Below are 18986 nucleotides of genomic sequence, written 5' to 3'. Positions count from 1 at the left end.
GTATACAACGTCTCTACGGAAGGCTAGAAAGAACAGATAGTGACGAATGGCATTCGCCCGGTAGTCGTTTTTAAATATCAATAAATGAATTAATCTTTTGCCGGAAGCTTAACTTGAAACTGTCCCTCTGGCGTGCGCGAAACTTCACCCCCCAACTCGCGTATTTTTTGAATCACTCTCTTCTGCGTCATTTCATCGGGAACTGATTGTAAAACGGATCCCCAAGCTGCTACTTTTGCAACCTTACTCTCCGGATTATTTTCCAAATACTGAGCCATACTGCGAGAAGCGCGGGCTGCCCTTTGACTCTCTTCATCGTTATAAATTTCTGCCCATTCTGCCGCCTGCTCGAACGTTTTTTGCGCTTTCTGTTGCGAGTTGGGGAGGAACAACAACTCGTTAATTCCTTTATGCCGCAAAATGTAGTAAGAATGGAACGGAACTTGCGGAGTAACCGACTTTAGCCCCTCTTCCATTAACGCATTTGTTTCTTCCGCTCTGCCTGCATAAAGTGTTCCGCCTGTTGCCAAGAAATAATAGGCATCTCGGAAGCGGGGATCGCGTTTTAAAACGATCTTAAAATAATCCGGAACCATACTGTAACCCGTGACGGCGCGCGCATCGTCATCGCCAAAATATTGGACGAATTGAAGGAAAACCCAGTCTGCGAGTAGGTTATCGAAGCCAAAAGCGGGAAGGTTTTGGAATGCTTTCAATCGCAACTGTTCGAGTTGTACCTCCCGCTGGTAGCGTTCTGGCGAAACCTGCTGTCCTTCAGCGGTGAGGCGTTTGAGTTCGGGAATTTGCAGGCGAGCAATGACTAATATTCCGAGTAGGATGAGGGGATAAACCCAGAGTTCGGCTAGCGATTGACGGCGGTTGGGCGGTGCGGGGGAAGAGAACGACATCGGAACAATCTGCTAAAGTTGAAAGAGACGCGATCGCTTATCGAGCCAAAGCGGGTAAGTTTAACGATAGCGCTTCTGACGCGAAACGCACATCCCAGACTGGATCGAGTTTATGGCTGAGAAAACTAAGAAAAATATTGTTCAACAAATTATTATTATCGCCTCTATCTTAGCCTTCGTCGGCTCCACCGCTTTAATGGCAGGGAGCTTCTTCACTACGCCCCAAACTGCCCAACAAGCACCGCAAAACCCCGCCGACGCAGAAAAACAACAGCTTTTAACGGCTGAAAAAGGCTACCAGGACGTTTTAGCCCGCGAACCCGACAACCAATTTGCCCTCGGACAACTGGTGGAAACGCGCTTAAGACTGGGTAAGCTGCAAGAAGCCAAAGAACCGCTAGAAAAGCTGCTAGCAAAGGATCCCAACAACCAACAAGTGCTGCAAGCGCTGGCGGCGGTGGGAATTCGGACGGGAGATTTTGACGGCGCGATCGTACACTTAGAAAAACTCGTTGCTCTTAACCCAGATAAACCGGAGTTAAAAGATCAACTCGGTAAGTTGAAGCAGCAAGTTGCGGACTTGAAGAGCGGTAAAAAGCCGAGCGAGACGACGGAACCGAAAAAGTAAGTTAAATGGTTTAAGGGAAGTCAACTTTCATTGAGTTGATTTAATCCATCTGTTTAACGCGATCGCGATTGGCAAGATTTATAATCAATAGCTAGGGTCATGAAATGTAAAATCTGCGATAGCCCAGTTCAACATTTTTCTCGTACTCTAGTCCTAGAGAAGTATGAAGTTGATTATTTTCAATGCAAGAACTGCGGCTTCGTACAAACAGAAGAACCTTATTGGTTAGAAGAAGCTTACAAACGCCCAATCGCTAAAAGTGATTATGGATTAGTTTCGAGGAATATATCTTTTGCTCGGCTAACAGCCAGTGTTCTTGCCAATCTATTCAATATTCGTGCCAAATTTTTAGATTACGGCTCTGGCTATGGTTTATTGGTTAGATTGATGCGCGATATGGGGATCGATTTTTGGGGATACGATCGCTATTGCGAAAGTCTTTTTGCAACCGAGATGCTAGACGAGCCAGAAATAGATAGCTTTGAACTGGTGACAGCTTTTGAAGTTTTTGAACACTTTGTCAATCCCCTCCAAGATATTGAAAAAATTTTACAATTTTCAAAAAATATTCTCTTCAGTACAGAACTTTTACCGCCGAGCAATCCTAAACCCGATGAGTGGGGCTACTATGTGCCGCATGAAGGTCAGCATATTGCCATCTACACGGTAGATGCTTTGACAGAAATCGCGCAAAAATTTAACTTACATTTATATACGAATCAAACATTTATTCATTTATTGAGCGAACGAGACCTTCCTCAAGATTTACATAAAATATTAGATTTCTCTCGTTATTGCAGTGTTTTCCAAGAAACTCGGAGTACTCTGTGGAGTGATATTCAATTTAATGTATTCGGCGATCGCACCTTAGATAAAACCTTAGAAGCGAACTCAAAAAGTCCTAAAATCTTGATTGATGGTATCTTTTTTCAATACTACAACACTGGAATTGCTCGCGTTTGGCAAAGCTTGTTAGAGGAATGGTCTGGAAGTGAATTTTCTAAGCACATTCTTGTCTTAGATAGAGAGAATAGTGCGCCCAAAGTCGCTGGAATTGAATATTTGACAATTCCTCAACATAATTATGGAGATACTGATGCAGAGCGCGCTTTACTCCAACAAATTTGCGACGAAAAAGGGGCAACTTTATTCGTTTCAACTTACTATACTACTCCGATTAGTACGCCCTCAGTTTTCATGGCGTATGACATGATTCCTGAAGTGTTAGGGGCAGATGTAGAGAATAACTTAATGTGGCGAGAAAAGCATTATGGAATTCAGCACGCATCTGCTTACATCTCAATTTCGCAGAACACAGCACGCGACTTACTTCAGTGTTTTCCGGATATTAACTTAGAACTGGTTACTGTTGCTCATTGCGGTATTAAAGCAATTTTCACTCCCGCAAGTCCGGAAGAAATCGCACAATTTAAGCTTAAGTATGGAATTACTAAGCCCTATTTTATTTTAGTTGGTATTTCATCAGGCTACAAAAATGCACAACTATTTTTTGAGGCATTTTCGCAGCTTCCAACACGCATCGGTTTTGAGCTAGTGAGTACCGGAAATCGTGGTTGGTACGATGAAGCTTGGCGACAGTATACGCCTGGAAATACAATCTTTACTCTTCAACTCAATGATGAAGAACTACGTTTAGCCTATGCTGGTGCAGTTGCTTTAGTTTACCCTTCTCTGTACGAAGGATTTGGGTTGCCGGTTCTAGAAGCTTTGGCGTGCGGTTGCCCCGTTATTACAACGCCTAATGCGTCTATCCCAGAAGTTGCAGGAGAGGCAGCAATCTATGTTAAAGAGGATAACATTGAAGGAATGGCAAACGCGCTTTGTGAAGTGCAAAAACCTTCTGTTCGTCAATCGTTAATTGCGAAAGGACTGGATCGGGCAAAGCAGTTTTCGTGGAAAAAAATGTCGGAAACGGTCAGTGCTGCTTTGATTGAAGCAACGCTTTTACCTTTAAAGCTAAGAGAAGCTAATTTTATTATTTTTCCCGATTGGACGGCGGCGGAAGAAGAGTTGATAGGAGAGTTTCAGCGAGTTCTTAAGGGAATTGCAATCCATCCAGAGCGCGATCGTATTACGTTGTTAATTGACACAACTGGAATTGCTGAAGAAGATGCAAATTTATTTCTATCTGCTGTGGCAATGAATTTATTGATGGAAGAGGAAATTGATGTCAGTGAAAGTGCAGAGTTATCGTTAGTAGGGCAGCTTGCGCCACTGCAATGGGAAAAGTTGCGATCGCGTCTTCAGGGTAGAATTTCACTGAAGTATGAGAATAAATTAGCGATAGTGGCAGCAGGTTTAGAAGATTTGCAAGTACAGCTTATTAGCGATGATGGAAAAGAGTGATAGACTCTATAACAATTGTGGGTGTGTTGACTATCTAAATTCATTTCATCTAGAAGTTCCTGCTAAAAACACTAGAAAATGTTAGTTTTTTTACCATTATTCTCTTTTTTTTTACTGTTTGTTTTGTTTTCGCACTCTTGTTGTTGGCGAAGCTCAGTTTTATTAGCAGCTATTACATGGGGACTTATAATCGTAGCAATAGTTGAAATTCTAAACATATTTTCTGCTATTAGCTTTTTTTGGATTTCTGGGTTTTGGATAGTTGTAAATTTTAATCTTTTATTAATCTTGTTTTTTGGAGTTTCATCTAGAAGGCGAGTGCATAAAATTCAATTTTCTCTTAAACTACCAACTTATTCGTTAATATTGTTAATAAGCATTGTTTCAATCTCACTTATTATAGGCACGATTGCTATAGTTTCCCCCCCTAATACTTGGGATGCAATGACCTATCATATGCCCCGTGTAGTCCATTGGATACAAAACAAAACTGTTGCTCATTACCCAACTAACTATTTGCCCCAACTTTATCAAAGTCCTTGGACTGAGTTTGCAATTTTAAATTTACAAATATTGAGTGCAAGCGATCGCTTTGCCAATTTAGTTCAATGGTTTAGCATGATAGCTAGCATAGTTGGTGTTTCTCTCATCGCATTGGAGTTAAAAGCTAGCCCGAGCGGTCAGATATTTGCCGCTGTATTTGTAGTAACTTTACCAATGGGGATTCTACAAGCCTCAAGTTCCAAAAATGATTATGCTGTTAGTTTTTGGTTAATTTGCTTAGCTTATTTCATCTTGGTCGGAACTAAATCGAAGATAAGTTTTGTAAATTATTGGGCTGTAGGAAGTAGTTTGGGATTAGCACTTCTCACAAAAGGAACTGCGTATTTATACGCTATACCTTTCTATAGTTGGTTTATCTTTAAAATATTCCATCAGAGAAATAGAAATTATTTTTATTCTTCAATTGCTTCAATCTTTACTACTTCGATTGCTATATTAATTAATATTGGTTTTTATTATAGAAATATCAATTTATTTAAAACTCCCCTATATTCTCCACCTGAATATAAGATAGATACAATTGCTTTACCTCTCTTTATTTCTAATGTAGTTAGAAATATTGCTATACATTTACCTATTCCTTTTGATAGTATTGATAATACTTTTATTGAAACCGCAATAGTAAAGTTCCATTCAACAATATTAAATATTGATGTTAACGATTCTAGAATAACATCGCCTGGAGTTTATTTTGGGATTAACTTGCTCCCCAATTTTGAAGCAACCGCAGCTAATCCCTTTCACTGTTATCTAATTCTATTAGGATTAGTCTTAAGTATTGTATCCATAAAAAAAATAATACAACAGAAAACACTAACTGAATATTTTTGCATTACTACTTTCGCGTTTCTGTTATTCTGCTTACTTGTCAAATGGCAGCCCTATCAAAGTCGGCTTCATCTAGCCATTTTTATATTATATGCTCCTTTTGTGGGAAAATTTTTTGAAGACATATTAAAACAAAGATTTTTATTTTATGTAGCTATGTTTTTAATTATTTTTTCAAGTATTTGTTTGTTTTTTAATGAAACCCGACCTATATTGAATCAGACGAATATATTTAATACAGAACGAACAGATCAGTATTTTATGGATAGACCCGATCTTAGAGATGAATTTATTGGAGCATCTCAGTTTGTCAAAAATCAGAAATGCAATCGTGTAGGTATTTCTTTAAAAGCCGATGATTGGGAATATCCTTTATGGGTATTATTGAAAGAAAACTCTAATAGTGCTATGCAACTTCAGCAAGTCCGTATTGAAAACCTTTCAAGAGTTAAGGAACATGAATTTTTCTACAACCAGTTCAATCCTTGTGTTGTTGTCGATCTAGGCACAACTTCTAATAAGGCAATAATGACAGAATTTGGTCTTTATCAACAAGCCTGGGTAGCTTCATCGACGAGAAGCTCTCTCTCAAAACCTTTACGGGTTTACGTTAAAGCTCGATCGTAATGATTATTTATGACTCGATATATCTTGTCCACATTGCCCGATACGCCTTCTCCATCTCCCTTGTGAATTGCTTTCCATTCCACAGCGGAGCAGTTTGCCGAGATTTCTTCAATTTCCAAGAAATCTCCTTTCTTAATATTTCATCTTTCCCCAAGCGAATACCCCACTCTACATACTCCTCATCCGTCCAAGCGATTCCTTCAGTAATTCCAGCATTCATCATCATTGTGTAGCTGTTACGTGCGGCGAATTGCTCTCCCACTCGCGTTACTAAAGGAATACCCATCCATAAAGTTTCTAAAGTCGTGGTTGCACCATTATAGGGGTAAGTGTCGAGGACTACATCGGCAATGGTTAAGTTAGCACGGTGAACAGGTTCTGAAGGATCGGGTTGGAGAAAACGCAAACGTTCTCTTTCTACTCCTTCTTCATCAGCAATTTGATAAAAAGAGCGCTGTACCGCATCTAAATTAGCAGAACCTTTAATTGCCAAGTAACTATTGGGAACAGCTTTAACAATTTGTAGTTGTAGCCGTACTGTGTCCGGATGTCTTTTGTAGCCGCTTTGCGCGCTTAAATAAACAATTGCATCTCCCTCAATTTCTAAATCTTTGCGTCGCAACGTCGGGACTTCTATCTCAAATCCATCTACAGCAATATAAGTCTGGGGCAAGCGCCAAATTTTTTCGCTGTAATAGTCCTGAGCCGACTCTGGTAAAACGTAAGGATCGGCAATAAAATAATCAATTGCGGGAATCCCGGAGGCATCTAATCCTAGCCAGGTGACTTGAATGGGGGCGGGCTTCAAACTCACAACATCGCAAGCTATATCAGAAGTAATGCTGTCGAGATCGATGAGAATATCGATCTCATCTCGATATATTTGTTCGGCTAATTCTTCATCATTGCTTGATAAATAAGCCTGGTTAACTTGCTCGATATACCAATCTTGTAGAAAATTGTGTGAATTTTGGCTAGTAATCATATAAGCATAAAGCTCAAATTGCTTGCGATTAGCATATTTGAAAAGCCAACGTGCTAGCCAGCCAACAGAATGGGATTTTAAGCAGCTTGACAAATAACCGATTTTTAACACTCGATTTTGTATCTTTTCAAGTCGTTTTTCTCTAAATTTTACAGAATACTTTTTTGCTGCATCTAAAGAAATAGATTGTCTATTTTGTTGACAAATAATAGCAACCTGGTTTTGCAGAGTTCTATTTTCTTTAGGTAAGTCGTCAATATATGGTGCGAAAAAAAGAGAATTGAACAAACGCGAAATTTGAATTGAATCTAAGATTACCTCTGGGCATTCAACAAGAGTTTGTAGCATAGATCGATGCTTCTCAAAGGTTTGTCGCGCTTCTTGCCAATGCCCACCTGTCACCATCAAGCTTCTCAGAATGGCTTTATTAGCAATGATGCGTTCGATGAGATTGTCTTCAACTAATGACAAGTAAAGTTTGGCAGTTTCAATTCCTTTTTCATACTGCTCTGAATCTTGGTAGAAAGAAGCAAGATGGTAAATAAAATCGGGTTGCTGAGTAAATCGATCCAAAACGATTTCACAAAGTTGGGCAGCAATTCTGGGTTGTCTTTTATGACCTCCAATATCAACAGCAATACCTAGTAAAAGAGTGAGCATTTTCACCATTTGTGATTCGCTATTTGCGAGATGCAGACTTGCGGCAACTAAATCAAGTGAAGAAGAGTCGAAAGGAGCAATCTTAAAAACCTCCTGAATGACAGAAAGAAGTTGCTCGAAATTAACAGCGATACTGGATTCTGATGTAAGTAGTTCTACAATACCGACATCTATTAGTTCTTCTTCTCTATACGTGCCTAATTGCAGGATTAAGTGGAGTAAAGAGATAGCATTATTGATATTATTAGGATTAATTTCTAAAATTTGTTGGCGAAGAATTGACGCAAGAGAAAGTTCTTCTCTTGTTTCTTGGCGTTGAGCTTCCCACTCCAGTATTTCACTCAGTTCGAGATTCCAGCGCTCTAGCTCTTCAATATCCCCATCCAGCATTGCTGTCAGCCACGCTGCTTGTGCTTCTGCCGGATCACCCTGCAATAATTTCAGGACTCCAAGATACCAATAGTGAGATTTTACTTCTGGTTCAACTTCTATTAGTTGTTCATATAACTGGGTAGCTGTCTTATAGTCATTGCGCTCAAATGAAAGCACTGCTTGTTGCTGTAAAGTCCTCATGGAAAAAATATAACAGATGTGTAATAGCCGTTCCAACTGGATGGATTTTTAGTCTAACTTACTCCTAACTTGAATGTAAAACATTAAAAAAATCAACGAGTAACATTAATCGTTACCCGTTGAATATATCTGAGTTCTATTTATATAGAAAAGACTTAACTTAAATCTTTCCACTTATCGTCAATAGATTTAACACAAGCATCTTCAGTACCCGTTGCCGCTTGCAGATCCTTCTTGAAATTTTCATCAATAGTGACAACGCTAAATGGTTTTTTAGCTTCGCACACGAGACCGACGGTTAAATTTTCAGCAATTTGCGCATCTCCTACGATAGTTCCTACTATTCCAACGTAAGCTTTCAAAGTATTGTTTGGTGCGTTATCTGGTTTAATTGGTCTAGCTACAAAGTTAGCTGACCCTAGTCCATTAGCTTGTGTGGTATTAATGCTGTACCGGTAGTTTTTGGTCTGGGTTCTGAGACCGGCTCCAAGTTCCTCCATGTTTGTAGCAAATTTTTGGTTTTCTAGGAAGAAAGCTTGCTGGGCGCGATTACCAGAACCTGTGTTATTTCTGGCTTCTGCTTGCCGACCTTTATTAACTTGACCGAGGAGTGAGGGCAGGGCAATAGCAGCGAGAATACCAATAATGATAATAACAACTAAAAGTTCAATTAGGGTAAAGCCTTCCTCAGCTTTTTTCTTATCGCTGAGATGACGGAGGAATTTAGCTTGAAAATCGCGTTTCATCTGTTTTTTCCTTAGTTTCGATGAATAAAGTACGGGGCGTTTTTACTTGTGAGCGTAACTTACCCAGACTTCTACTGTTTCATATCACGGGTTGAAAAATTTTTTTTCAAGCTTGTCAGGAAGGCAGACGAGAAGTGCTTTTTAAGGGATGCTACGATCGCGCGTCCCCTCCTCTCCCCACCCCCAGTACGCTACAATCATTAAATCATAGTCGTTATGAGTTTGGATAACATGAACTCTCCTACCATCGAAAACTTGGTCATTATTGGTTCCGGCCCCGCAGGCTACACGGCGGCGATTTACGCGGCGAGGGCGAACCTCAAACCCGTTATGTTTGAAGGGTTTCAGGCGGGGGGGCTTCCGGGCGGGCAGTTGATGACGACGACGGAGGTGGAGAATTTTCCGGGGTTTCCGGAAGGGATTACCGGGCCGCAGTTGATGGATAGGATGAAAGCACAGGCGGTACGGTGGGGGACGGAGTGTTATACGGAGGATGTGACGGAGGTGGATATCGGTCAGCGTCCTTTCGTGGTAAAGTCGCGCGATCGCGAAATTCGTGCCAATAGTATTATCATCGCAACCGGCGCAACTGCCAAGCGGTTAAACCTCCCCTCGGAAGCCAAATATTGGAGTAACGGGATTTCGGCTTGTGCAATTTGCGACGGCGCAACGCCGATTTTTAAGGGTGAGGAACTGGCGGTTGTCGGCGGCGGCGATTCGGCGGCGGAGGAGGCGGCATATTTAACGAAGTACGGTTCGCGCGTCCATCTGTTGGTTCGCGGCGAGAAAATGCGGGCGAGTAAAACGATGCAAGATCGCGTGCTGAATAATCCTAAGATTACGGTGCATTGGAATGCTCAGCCGGTGGATGTTTTTGGCGAAAATGGCAGGATGACGGGGGTGAGGTTGAAGGATACCCAAACGGGCGAGGAAAGCGATTTAGCGGTACGAGGGTTATTTTACGCGATCGGCCATACGCCAAATACGGGCTTATTTAAGGGGCAGTTGGAACTGGATGAGGTAGGGTACATCGTAACCGAATCGGACTCGGTAGCGACGAACGTAGAGGGCGTATTTGCGGCGGGCGATGTCCAGGATCGTGAGTACCGCCAAGCGATTACGGCGGCGGGAACGGGCTGTATGGCGGCGCTATTGGCAGAACGTTGGCTGGCGGAAAAGGGGTTAATTCAAGAGTTTCACCAAAGTCCGGAGTCGGAAGTTGCGAAACCCGTGGAGGAGGAGAAGGCAGTTGCGGATACGGAGGCGACTTTTGATATTGCCGAGACGCGCCATATCGGGGGGTATGCGCTGCGTAAATTATTCCATGAAAGCGATCGCGCCATCCTAGTTAAATACGTCTCTCCTAATTGCGGCCCCTGCCACACTTTGAAGCCAATTTTGAGTAAAGTTGTTGAGGAATTCGACGGTAAAATTCACTTCGTTGAAATCGATATCGATGCGGAACCGGAGATCGCTCAAAACGCACAAGTCATGGGTACGCCGACGGTACAGTTGTTTAAGGAACAGGAGTTATTAAACGAGTTTAAGGGCGTGAAGCAAAAGAGCGATTACCGTAAAGCGATTGAGGCTTGTTTGTAGGATGTTTGTCGGAAAGATTTGAGGCGTAGGGTGGACGTTGCTTGTCAATCGGTAGGGACGTTAAATTTAACGTCCCTACTGTTGAAATTGGTTGTGGTGGGCATTGTCAATGGACATTAGCATCAACTTAAGGTGAAACACTTAGCCCGCCAAGAACTTAAGTTCTTGGCTAATAGCTGAAACCCGTTGAAACGGGTTGGATACATCTGAATTTCCCAGTCCTATAAATGAGGACTTGAGCTATTAGCCTTGGGTTTGAACCCAAGGCGGGCTAAGTGAGCGAGGGGCTAAGCTTAAGTTGACACCAATGGTCAATGGATAATACCAATTTAAGATTGCGTTGCCTAAAATCAACTTTCCTAAATTCTCAGGATAACGGTGGGTTACGCTTCGCTAACACACCCTACATTTCATTCTATACAGCTTCACATTAATCTGGTATAAAATATTTTTTTATATGTTAAGCCAGAAGCGGCAATGCTTACACTACTAATTATCTGGTGGGCAATGCCCACCCTACTAATTATCTTTCCAATCTATAACAATTTAAACTCTTGCAGCGCGGGTAAAAAGTTTTTATTTTCATGACTGGGGCGACTGAGTTTAATTAGTGCAAATCGTTGCTCTGGCGTTAAATTATTCCAGTCTTGAAGGGTTAATTGTTTGCCAAATTCTGCGGCTTTCAGTTGCACTTCTTCGGGAATTGTTGCAGTATCTAACCAAGGCGGATGGGGATCGATCGCGAGTTCTCCGGCAGGTTGTCCGGTATGCTCGATAACTAATTGTTGCAAGTCCTCTCGATAGGCTTTACTTTCAGCTTCAGTCGTGCATGGTTTTTCAACTAAGCTTTGTCGTTCTTCGGTGCTGAGTTGATTCCAATGGGCGAGTTTGAGCTTAACGCCGCAGGTATCGAGTTTGAGTCGAACTTGCATGGGAATGCAGCGCAAAGATTCTACAAAGTCGGTTTCAAATTTAAAAAAATGATTCATAACTTAGATAATTCGTAATTCGTAATTCGTAATTCGTAATTCGTAATTCATAACTTATCATTCATTATTCATTTCAAACGCGGGGCAATAACCATCGGGCGTGACTTTAAAACTATAGAGGGGCGAGGCAGGATTGTAACAGCGCTGACTGCGTTGGTGGAGGCAAGTTCCGCAACAGTCGAGGTCGATTTGCGGCCGCGTTTGTTGGCTGTTTCCGAGCAATTCTCGTTGCGAAAGTCCGCGCAAAACTAATTCTTCGCCTTGCCAGCGGGCTTCAACAATTCCGGTTTCAGCAAAGTTTTTCCAGTGGGGATCGATCGCGATCGCGTTGGGCAGGATAATATTAACGCTGGTCTCGAGTTCGTTCAATTCCCCTTCATAGTTGGTTTCAGTCGGGGGGGCGGGCTGAATAAAAGTATCGCCGACGGGCAGTTCGACGAGGGTTCCGGCGGGGGGGGAGTGCAGTTGGTAGCGATTTTGTAGTTCTTCGAGACTGGTTAAGTCGGCGAGATTGAGGGCGGAACCGCGAACAAAAATGACGTGCTGGGGACGAATATTATGAATTAATTGCGTGGTGTTGCGCCCATCGCTGTGTTCGGAGAGTAAGTAGCTATCTAGCTGATAATTAGGCCATTCTAAAAGTTGCTGTTCGAGTTCGTCGCGGCGTTCCGAACTGAGGGGTTCCGGCCATAAAATTGTCCAGAGTTCGCTATCGGGTAAGCGCTCGGTTCTAAAGTCTAGGGTATCATCGACGATCGCAATACAGGGATAGCGAGGAATTTTCTCGAAGTTTCCCGATAAGCGGCGCAGATGTGGCAGAATTTGTTCGTCCCAAAAGAGGGCTTGATGTTTGGCAAAGTTCTGGACGGAGGTGGGGAGTTGCGGTAGTAGTTCGAGGTAAAAATCGCAAGCAATCGCTACTTCGCCATCGACCCAAATATCGACATCGCGGCCGGTAAACTGATGGTGCGATCGCAGTAACATCAAAATTTCTTGCCCCAATCCTAAAGGGGGAACAGGAAGCAAAACGGAACGGTTTTCTGCTAAAGCGCGATCGATTTTTTCGATTAATTGCTTTTCCTGCTGACGGCGGCGCGGATGTCTCGCTGTCCCGTAAGTCCCTTCAATTATCAAAATATCGGGACTCGAACCGCGCAAACTTTCAACCGATAATCCCTCCACTAAACGCGAATTCGACAGGAAAAAATCGCCGGTATACAGCACTTTATACGTCCGTTCCGGTGCGGCGTAACTCAGGAGAATTGCTGCCGATCCCGGTAGGTTTCCGGCGGGAAATAGCTCGATTGTCAGACCCTTTGATAATTCTTGTAACGATCGCCAAGGTATCCCTTGACAAAACCTAGGAATTTCATCCAACGGGCGTTCGAGCCAATTGAGGGGCAACAGCTTTGCTGTCACTTCGCTGCCGTAAATGGGAAGTTGGGGATAGGTTTCGTGGAGTTCCAGCAAGCCTCGGGCGCGATCGCGGCGGGCATTCGTACAAAATACCCAATCGGCGGGCGGCTGGCGATCGCGCGTTAAAGAAGAAAGATCCTGAAGACCGCAATCGAGTAAAATGCGATGCGGCCCCAGGCGAATTGACAAACAAACGCCTTCCGTACTGTGTCCCACGCCATAAGGGAAACAGGAAAGTCGATCGCGATCGCTAACCGATTCAGAACGCGCTGGACTCATGCGCCTCGCATTATTCGCTAGTGAGCCGAACCGTTACCATGATAATTATCCGAGTCGTAGAATCCGTTTTTAGTTCCAAAAAACAGAGTCGCCACAATAAAGACACCCGTTAAAACTGCAAGTACCAGTTTGATATCCATTTAATGCTTTCTCCTGAAGTATTTTCAAATTTCGCCCGATTCCGTCAAAATCGCGATCGTCACTCTTGAGTTTAAAGCCAAATCGCTTAACTCGCCAGTAAACCGCTATGGCGCAACAGGGCTTCGGTTTTCGGTTCCCGCCCTCGAAAAGCTTTAAAAACAGCCATCGGCGGCTGAGAACCGCCTAATGCTAGCACGGTATCGCGGAAGCGGTTTCCCGTCTCGACGACAGCTTTTTCATTTTCCAATCCTACTTCCTCAAACGCAGCAAACGCATCGGCGCTGAGGACTTCCGCCCACTTATAACTGTAGTAACCTGCCGCGTAACCGCCTGCAAAGATATGTCCGAAAGAACACAAAAAGGCATCTTCAGGAAGGGGGGGCAAAATGGTTGTCGTTTTAGCAAGGCGATCGCGCACATCCTTTGGCGTTTCTGCACCTCCGGGTTGATAGCGGTGATGCAGTTCGAGATCGACCAAGCTAAAATGAATCTGGCGTAACATCCCCGAACCGCTCATATAGTTGCGCGCGGCGAGCAATTTTTGGTAATACTCCTCCGGTAGGGGTTCGCCGGTTTCGTAGTGTTTCGCCATGCCGAAAAGGGTAGCGCGATCGTAGCACCAATTCTCCATAAACTGGCTCGCCAACTCCACCGCATCCCACTCCACATTATTAATCCCCGCCGCGCCGGGATAATCCACCGTCGTCAGCATATGCTGCAATCCGTGGCCGAATTCGTGAAAGAGCGTCGTCACTTCCTCAAACGTCATTAAACTTGGCTTATCATCGACGGGCGGCGTTTGATTGCACACTAAATATGCCACCGGCAACCGCACCTGAGTTTTGCCCTCCACCGTTACCTTACCGCGCCCGAGGCAATCATCCATCCAAGCGCCGCCCCGCTTCTCTCCCGGACGGCTGTAAGCATCGAGGTAAAAATAAGCGATGGGTTCGCCCGCTTTCGCCACCTCAAAATAGCGCACGTCTTTCTGCCATACTGGAGCCGTACCATCAGTCGGTGATATCTCCACCGCAAAGATGCGTTCTGCCAAACCAAATAACCCCTCCAACACGCGCGGTAAAGGGAAATAAGGGCGCAACTCCTCAGCATTAAACGCGAACTTAGCTTCGCGCTGCCGTTCTGCCCAAAACGCCACATCCCACGGCTGTAAATCGTCCGTTTCCGCAAAATTTTTCAAGTTCTCGTAATCCTGCTTCGCCGCATCGTAGCTGACATCGCGCAACTCGCCTAACAAATCTTCCACCGCCGCCACGCTCGGAGCCATTTTCCGCGCTAAACTCAATTCGGCATAGTTCCCAAATCCGAGCAATTCTGACTGTTCCCGGCGCAATTCTAAAATTCTGGTAATAAGCGGCGTATTATCGAACTCTCCGGTCGAAGCGCGGCTAATATTTGCCTTATACACCTTTTCTCGTAAATCGCGGCGCTTGCCATGCTGCATGAAGGGGTAAAAGCTAGGAAAATCGAGGGTTAAAACCCAAGGGCCATTTTCCGGCGTAGCATCCTCTTCACCTTCTGCCCGCGCCGTTTGCGAAGCTAAACCCAACCAACTCTCCGGCAAACCCTCCACTTCTTCCGGTTCCGTCAGCTTCAGTTTAAAAGCTTTGGTGGCATCGAGGACGTTATTAGAAAATTTAGTTCCCAATTCAGCCAGTTCTAATTGATTTTGATTGAATTTCTCCCGTTTTTCGCCTTCCAAGCCCACGCCCGAAAGTTCGGCATCGCGAATTGCCGCTTCGATGATGCGTTTTTGGGCGGACTCCAAACCGTTCCAAGTTTCGCTGGCTTGAAGAGATTTAAAGGCGCGATAGAGTGGCTGACTTTGGCTGAGGCGGTTGGAAAATTGAATTAGGTTGGGCTGGATTTGTTCGTAAGCATCCCGCAATTGGGGGCTATTTTTTACGCCCATGAGGTGACTAATAATACCCCAACTCCAGCGCAGGCGTTCGGACAGTTCCGTCAGGGGTTCGACTAAGCCTTCCCAAGTGGGAGTTACGTTGGCTTCGAGGTTAGCCAATTCGGTTTCGAGTTCTTTGAGGAGTTGGGTAATACCGGGAACGATATGTTCCGGCGCGATTTCATCGAAGGGAGGCAACCCTTTTCCGAGGAGGAGGGGATTGGCGGGCGTTGCGGTAGCGACCATTTTGTCCTTAAATGCTTAAGTTTCAGCTTATTTTTCAGCTTAACGCGGCCCGCGCTAACTTGGGTAGGGCAGTCCCCGCCACTCGGCAAATTTGCCATTCAAGCAGGATATTTGCGCGCAGTAATTGCTCGTGTGCGAGGTAATAACCAATTAAAAATTAGAAATTAAAAATGAAGAAACCTAGATATATTAAGGGTTTTAGCCTCAAGATGTCTTGTCCGAACTCTGAGAATTAGTATAAAAGTAGCCGTTAGTGGCTAATGTTATGGGAAATTAGGTAGATATTCAGCCTGCATAACACCGCCCTAATCTTTGTCTAATTCTGCTAGGGCTGCATCTCGGCTTAAAGGCTTTTCTGCTTTGACTTGCTGCATGGCTCGGTATAATCCCTCATCTTCAAGGTATTCTAAGAAATGCAGATAGTCGTTGAGATCGAGAATCACTTGGCGGACATTTCCGCGATCGTCGGCAATTGTCTCGCGAACAAACGGATAATCGGTAGTGTTCATTTTGGAAGGATTCTGGATAAATTTTTTTCAGCTTAACGCGGCCTGCGCCAACTCGGGTAGGGCAGTCCCCGTTACGCGGCAAATCTGCCATTCAAGCAGAATCTTTGCGCCCATCTGTTTGTAGAATGCGATCGCGGGTTCGTTCCAATCCAAAACGCTCCACTCCAATCGTCCTGCCTTACGTTCCACCGCCAATCGCGCGACTTCAGCGAGTAATGCTTTGCCAATTCCCTGACGGCGATATTGGGGCAGCACGAACAAGTCTTCCAGGTAAATCCCCGGTTGGGTTAAAAAGGTGGAATAGTTCTGGAAAAACAGGGCAAATCCCGCTGCTTCCCCTTCCCACTCCGCGATTAAGGCTTCAGCATAAGGGCGATCGCCGAACAAATGTTCGCCTAAAGCAGCCGCATTGCCGGTAACGGCGTGGGACAGTTTTTCGTATTCTGCCAGCGCTTGAATTAGTTTAAAGAGGGTAGAGACATCTTGAGGCGTTGTCGGACGGATGATTAAGGGGGAATTCAAATCTCAAAAATTGAAGTAATAGTGGAGTCGATATATTTTACCTCGTTCGTCGTATTTCCGGCAAAATGAAGGAAGTAATTATTTAAAAAAGCTGTCGTTACGCATTGAGAAAATAAAGTCTCTCTCGGTTTGAAGCCGAACTTTCGCAGTCCCCGTTCGAGTCGATTTAAGGGACGATTTAAAAAAGGGTAGTAAAAAGTTTTTAGGAAGGGCCAGGGAATGTTGAATTGGGGAGAAAGCCAATACTCGAGATTGTGCGTTAAAATTTCGTAGCTTAAAGGGCGCATTTCATAGTTCCATTCAGACGAACCTTTGTCCTCGTAAGTTTGATAAACATATTCGAGGAGTTCTCGATGAGTGCTAGGAGTAAGGACAAGAACGCCAGTTTGAACGACAGATTGAAACGTTCCTTCTAAGCCAAAGTTGTTGTGAAATACGGTGGGAGAACTATTGTCGATATAATTAATTCCCTGTTCTGCCCAGAAGCGATAAAGCTTTTCTAAACCAAGTTGATAATCCTTTGTATTCGGCGCGGAAAATTCATCAACTGCTCCAATTTTATTGAGGGGAACGCCTTCAGTAATATCGGGACTTTGGGGGTTAATAGCAATATCGGCATCCACCCAAACGACTCGCTCGTATTGTTGCAGCCTCGGTTCTGAGAGAATTAAACACTTTTGCCATGCCGGACTTCGGGACTGGGCGCAGTCGGAAATATCTAGGGGCTGGGTAAAGACGATTAAATCGAATCCATGTTTTTGGGCATATTGCGACCATAAAGGCTGACAATATTTGGCAAACATCGACTCGTATTCTTTGCCCAAAGTTAGCGTGACAATTGCTTTAGACGGCATTTTTTTGAGAACAACGGCGCGAGAATTGCTGCAAAATCGGTGAGATTTTGTCTAAATCTCCCCAACCAATTCCGTTTTCAATTATCCATTAACATTGTAAGGGCATAGCACCGCTACACCCTAAACGAGCGCTACTCAAAGCTTTCAATTGTCCATTGTCCATTATCCATTGTCGAATGGCACTGACTTAAGGCTGGTGGGCGCTGCCCACCCTACTACACCCTAAACGAGCGCTACTCAAAGCTTTCAATTGTCCATTGTCCATTATCCATTGTCCATTAATTCAACCACCCTTTCAAACGGCGAGCAACTTGCGGGCGACGCAATTTTCGCATGGCTTTGCTTTGAATTTGACGAACGCGCTCGCGCGAGAGGTTGAACATTCCGCCCACTTCCTCTAAGGTATGGGGTTGATTGCTGTTAAGACCGTAACGCAGGGATATAACATCTTTCTCTCGTTCTGTCAAGACATCACCCAAGACCTCCCAAATTTCTTGGCGCATCATCGTTTCGCTCATTCTATCTTCGGGCAGTTGCAAATCGCTATCTTCGAGCAAATCGACGAGTTCGGTATCTTCGCCTTTACCGACGCGATGGTTGAGAGAAAGCGATTGCCTCCGCAGTTGGAACAGTTGGCGCAGTTGCGCGGGAGTCACTTCCAATTCTTGCGCGAGTTCGACTTCTGTGGGGTTGCGGTGCAAGTCTTGTTTGAGGTTGCGTTGCGCTTTTTTGAGTTTATTAAGTTTTTCGACAATGTGAATGGGCAAGCGAATGGTGCGCGCATCGTTGGCAATCGTGCGGGTAATGGCTTGCCGAATCCACCAGTAAGCGTAGGTAGAAAATTTGTAGCCTTTGTTGGGGTCGAACTTTTCGGCGGCGCGGTTCAAACCGATCGCGCCTTCTTGAATCAAATCTAGGAAAGGTACGCCGCGATTGAGGTAGCGCTTGGCGATGGACACGACTAAACGCAGGTTGGAGCGAATCATTTTGCGCTTAGCGACGCGCCCTTGATAGAGGAGTTTATCGAGTTGGCGCTCGGTTAAATCGAGCGATCGCGCCAATTCTACTTTACTCGGGTTGCGCTTAAATTGTTCCTTGAGTTGTTCGCGCTGCTCCTCAACCGCCACAATGGATTTCACGCATTGAGCTAACTCAACTTCTTCATCGGGTGCGAGGAGAGGGTAGCGAGCCATTGCTTTAAAAAATGCTCCCACAGTATCGTCTGTGAGTCCTCGACTCGGACTTTTAGCTAGACTTCGGGCTGAGGCATCGACTTCGTTAGAAAATTCGATATCGACTAACGGTTGCTCGAATTCTAGCGGTTCGGTGTGAGTATCCTCGAGCAAGTTGAGATTCAAATTAGATTTCATAGGGCTGCTTTTATTTAATTAAGGAAAATTCGCGAAGGTTTCAGCTAATGGCTAATTTCCCAATCGTCGCGTATCTAGAAAAACTCGCGAAGAGAGGCAAAGCAATGGTTTTTGTGAAAATTCAGGGACAGCTTGATTGTGTAGATAAGCAGCGAAGCATCTCTATCAGGCTAGCAGAACTATTCTCTCGAGATGTTTGCCGGATTACAAAATGGCGGAATCGGTTTGAATTCCTCATCCCTGAGTAAAATAGGGGA

At 44.3% G+C, this 18986-nt stretch carries 14 protein-coding genes; 4 read left to right on the top strand and 10 right to left on the bottom strand.

The window, feature by feature from the left end; translation table 11 throughout:
- Positions 1–89: 89 nt before the first annotated feature.
- A complete protein-coding gene (locus tag H6G50_RS06400; protein WP_190714412.1) occupies positions 90–908 on the bottom strand; it encodes a hypothetical protein in 819 nt (272 codons plus the stop codon).
- Between the two features lie 112 nt (positions 909–1020).
- Between H6G50_RS06400 and H6G50_RS06395 the strand changes: the two genes are divergently transcribed.
- From H6G50_RS06395 to H6G50_RS06385, 3 genes are all read left to right on the top strand, one after another.
- Complete coding sequence (locus H6G50_RS06395; protein ID WP_190714410.1) at positions 1021–1536, top strand: tetratricopeptide repeat protein; 516 nt, start codon at positions 1021–1023, stop codon at positions 1534–1536.
- Between the two features lie 99 nt (positions 1537–1635).
- Complete coding sequence (locus tag H6G50_RS06390) at positions 1636–3903, top strand: glycosyltransferase (RefSeq protein WP_190714407.1); 2268 nt, start codon at positions 1636–1638, stop codon at positions 3901–3903.
- A gap of 78 nt (positions 3904–3981) precedes the next feature.
- Positions 3982–5922, top strand: a complete 1941-nt coding sequence (locus H6G50_RS06385) for a hypothetical protein (RefSeq protein ID WP_190714406.1) — start codon at positions 3982–3984, stop codon at positions 5920–5922.
- Between the two features lie 7 nt (positions 5923–5929).
- Here the strand turns inward: H6G50_RS06385 and H6G50_RS06380 are convergent, their stop codons facing one another.
- Both H6G50_RS06380 and H6G50_RS06375 read right to left on the bottom strand, forming a co-directional pair.
- Positions 5930–8140: an O-linked N-acetylglucosamine transferase, SPINDLY family protein gene (locus H6G50_RS06380; RefSeq protein WP_190714404.1), complete on the bottom strand. Its 2211-nt coding sequence runs from the start codon at positions 8138–8140 to the stop codon at positions 5930–5932.
- Positions 8141–8295: 155 nt separating this feature from the next.
- Positions 8296–8886, bottom strand: a complete 591-nt coding sequence (locus tag H6G50_RS06375; RefSeq protein WP_190714402.1) for a type IV pilin-like G/H family protein — start codon at positions 8884–8886, stop codon at positions 8296–8298.
- A 231-nt stretch (positions 8887–9117) separates the two neighbouring features.
- Here H6G50_RS06375 and trxB point away from each other — a divergent pair, with 231 nt between their 5' ends.
- Positions 9118–10485, top strand: coding sequence for a thioredoxin-disulfide reductase (gene trxB / locus H6G50_RS06370; protein ID WP_190714610.1), 1368 nt, complete (start codon positions 9118–9120; stop codon positions 10483–10485).
- A 536-nt stretch (positions 10486–11021) separates the two neighbouring features.
- On the opposite strand, the gene H6G50_RS06365 is transcribed toward trxB, so the two are convergent.
- The 7 genes from H6G50_RS06365 to H6G50_RS06335 form a co-directional block, all read right to left on the bottom strand.
- A complete protein-coding gene (locus tag H6G50_RS06365) occupies positions 11022–11474 on the bottom strand; it encodes a nitrate reductase associated protein (protein ID WP_190714400.1) in 453 nt (150 codons plus the stop codon).
- A gap of 57 nt (positions 11475–11531) precedes the next feature.
- Entirely contained in the window at positions 11532–13169 is a 1638-nt protein-coding gene (locus tag H6G50_RS06360; RefSeq protein WP_190714398.1) for an MBL fold metallo-hydrolase, read from the bottom strand.
- Between the two features lie 226 nt (positions 13170–13395).
- Positions 13396–15474 (bottom strand): M3 family metallopeptidase, encoded by a 2079-nt coding sequence (locus tag H6G50_RS06355; RefSeq protein WP_190714396.1) that lies wholly within the window; start codon positions 15472–15474, stop codon positions 13396–13398.
- A 305-nt stretch (positions 15475–15779) separates the two neighbouring features.
- Positions 15780–15983, bottom strand: a complete 204-nt coding sequence (locus H6G50_RS06350) for a hypothetical protein (RefSeq protein WP_190714394.1) — start codon at positions 15981–15983, stop codon at positions 15780–15782.
- A gap of 27 nt (positions 15984–16010) precedes the next feature.
- Positions 16011–16505, bottom strand: coding sequence for a GNAT family N-acetyltransferase (locus tag H6G50_RS06345; protein WP_190714392.1), 495 nt, complete (start codon positions 16503–16505; stop codon positions 16011–16013).
- Complete coding sequence (locus H6G50_RS06340) at positions 16502–17359, bottom strand: hypothetical protein (RefSeq protein ID WP_190714390.1); 858 nt, start codon at positions 17357–17359, stop codon at positions 16502–16504. Before H6G50_RS06340 ends, H6G50_RS06345 begins: the two co-directional genes overlap by 4 nt.
- 278 nt (positions 17360–17637) lie before the next feature.
- Positions 17638–18729, bottom strand: coding sequence for an RNA polymerase sigma factor, RpoD/SigA family (locus tag H6G50_RS06335; protein ID WP_190714388.1), 1092 nt, complete (start codon positions 18727–18729; stop codon positions 17638–17640).
- Between the last annotated feature and the right edge of the window lie 257 nt (positions 18730–18986).

The sequence above is a fragment of the Oscillatoria sp. FACHB-1406 genome, assembly GCF_014698145.1.
Classification (GTDB): Bacteria; Cyanobacteriota; Cyanobacteriia; order Cyanobacteriales; family Spirulinaceae; genus FACHB-1406.
Note: the sequence above shows the minus strand (reverse complement) of the source record. Positions and strands in the feature narration are given on the sequence as shown.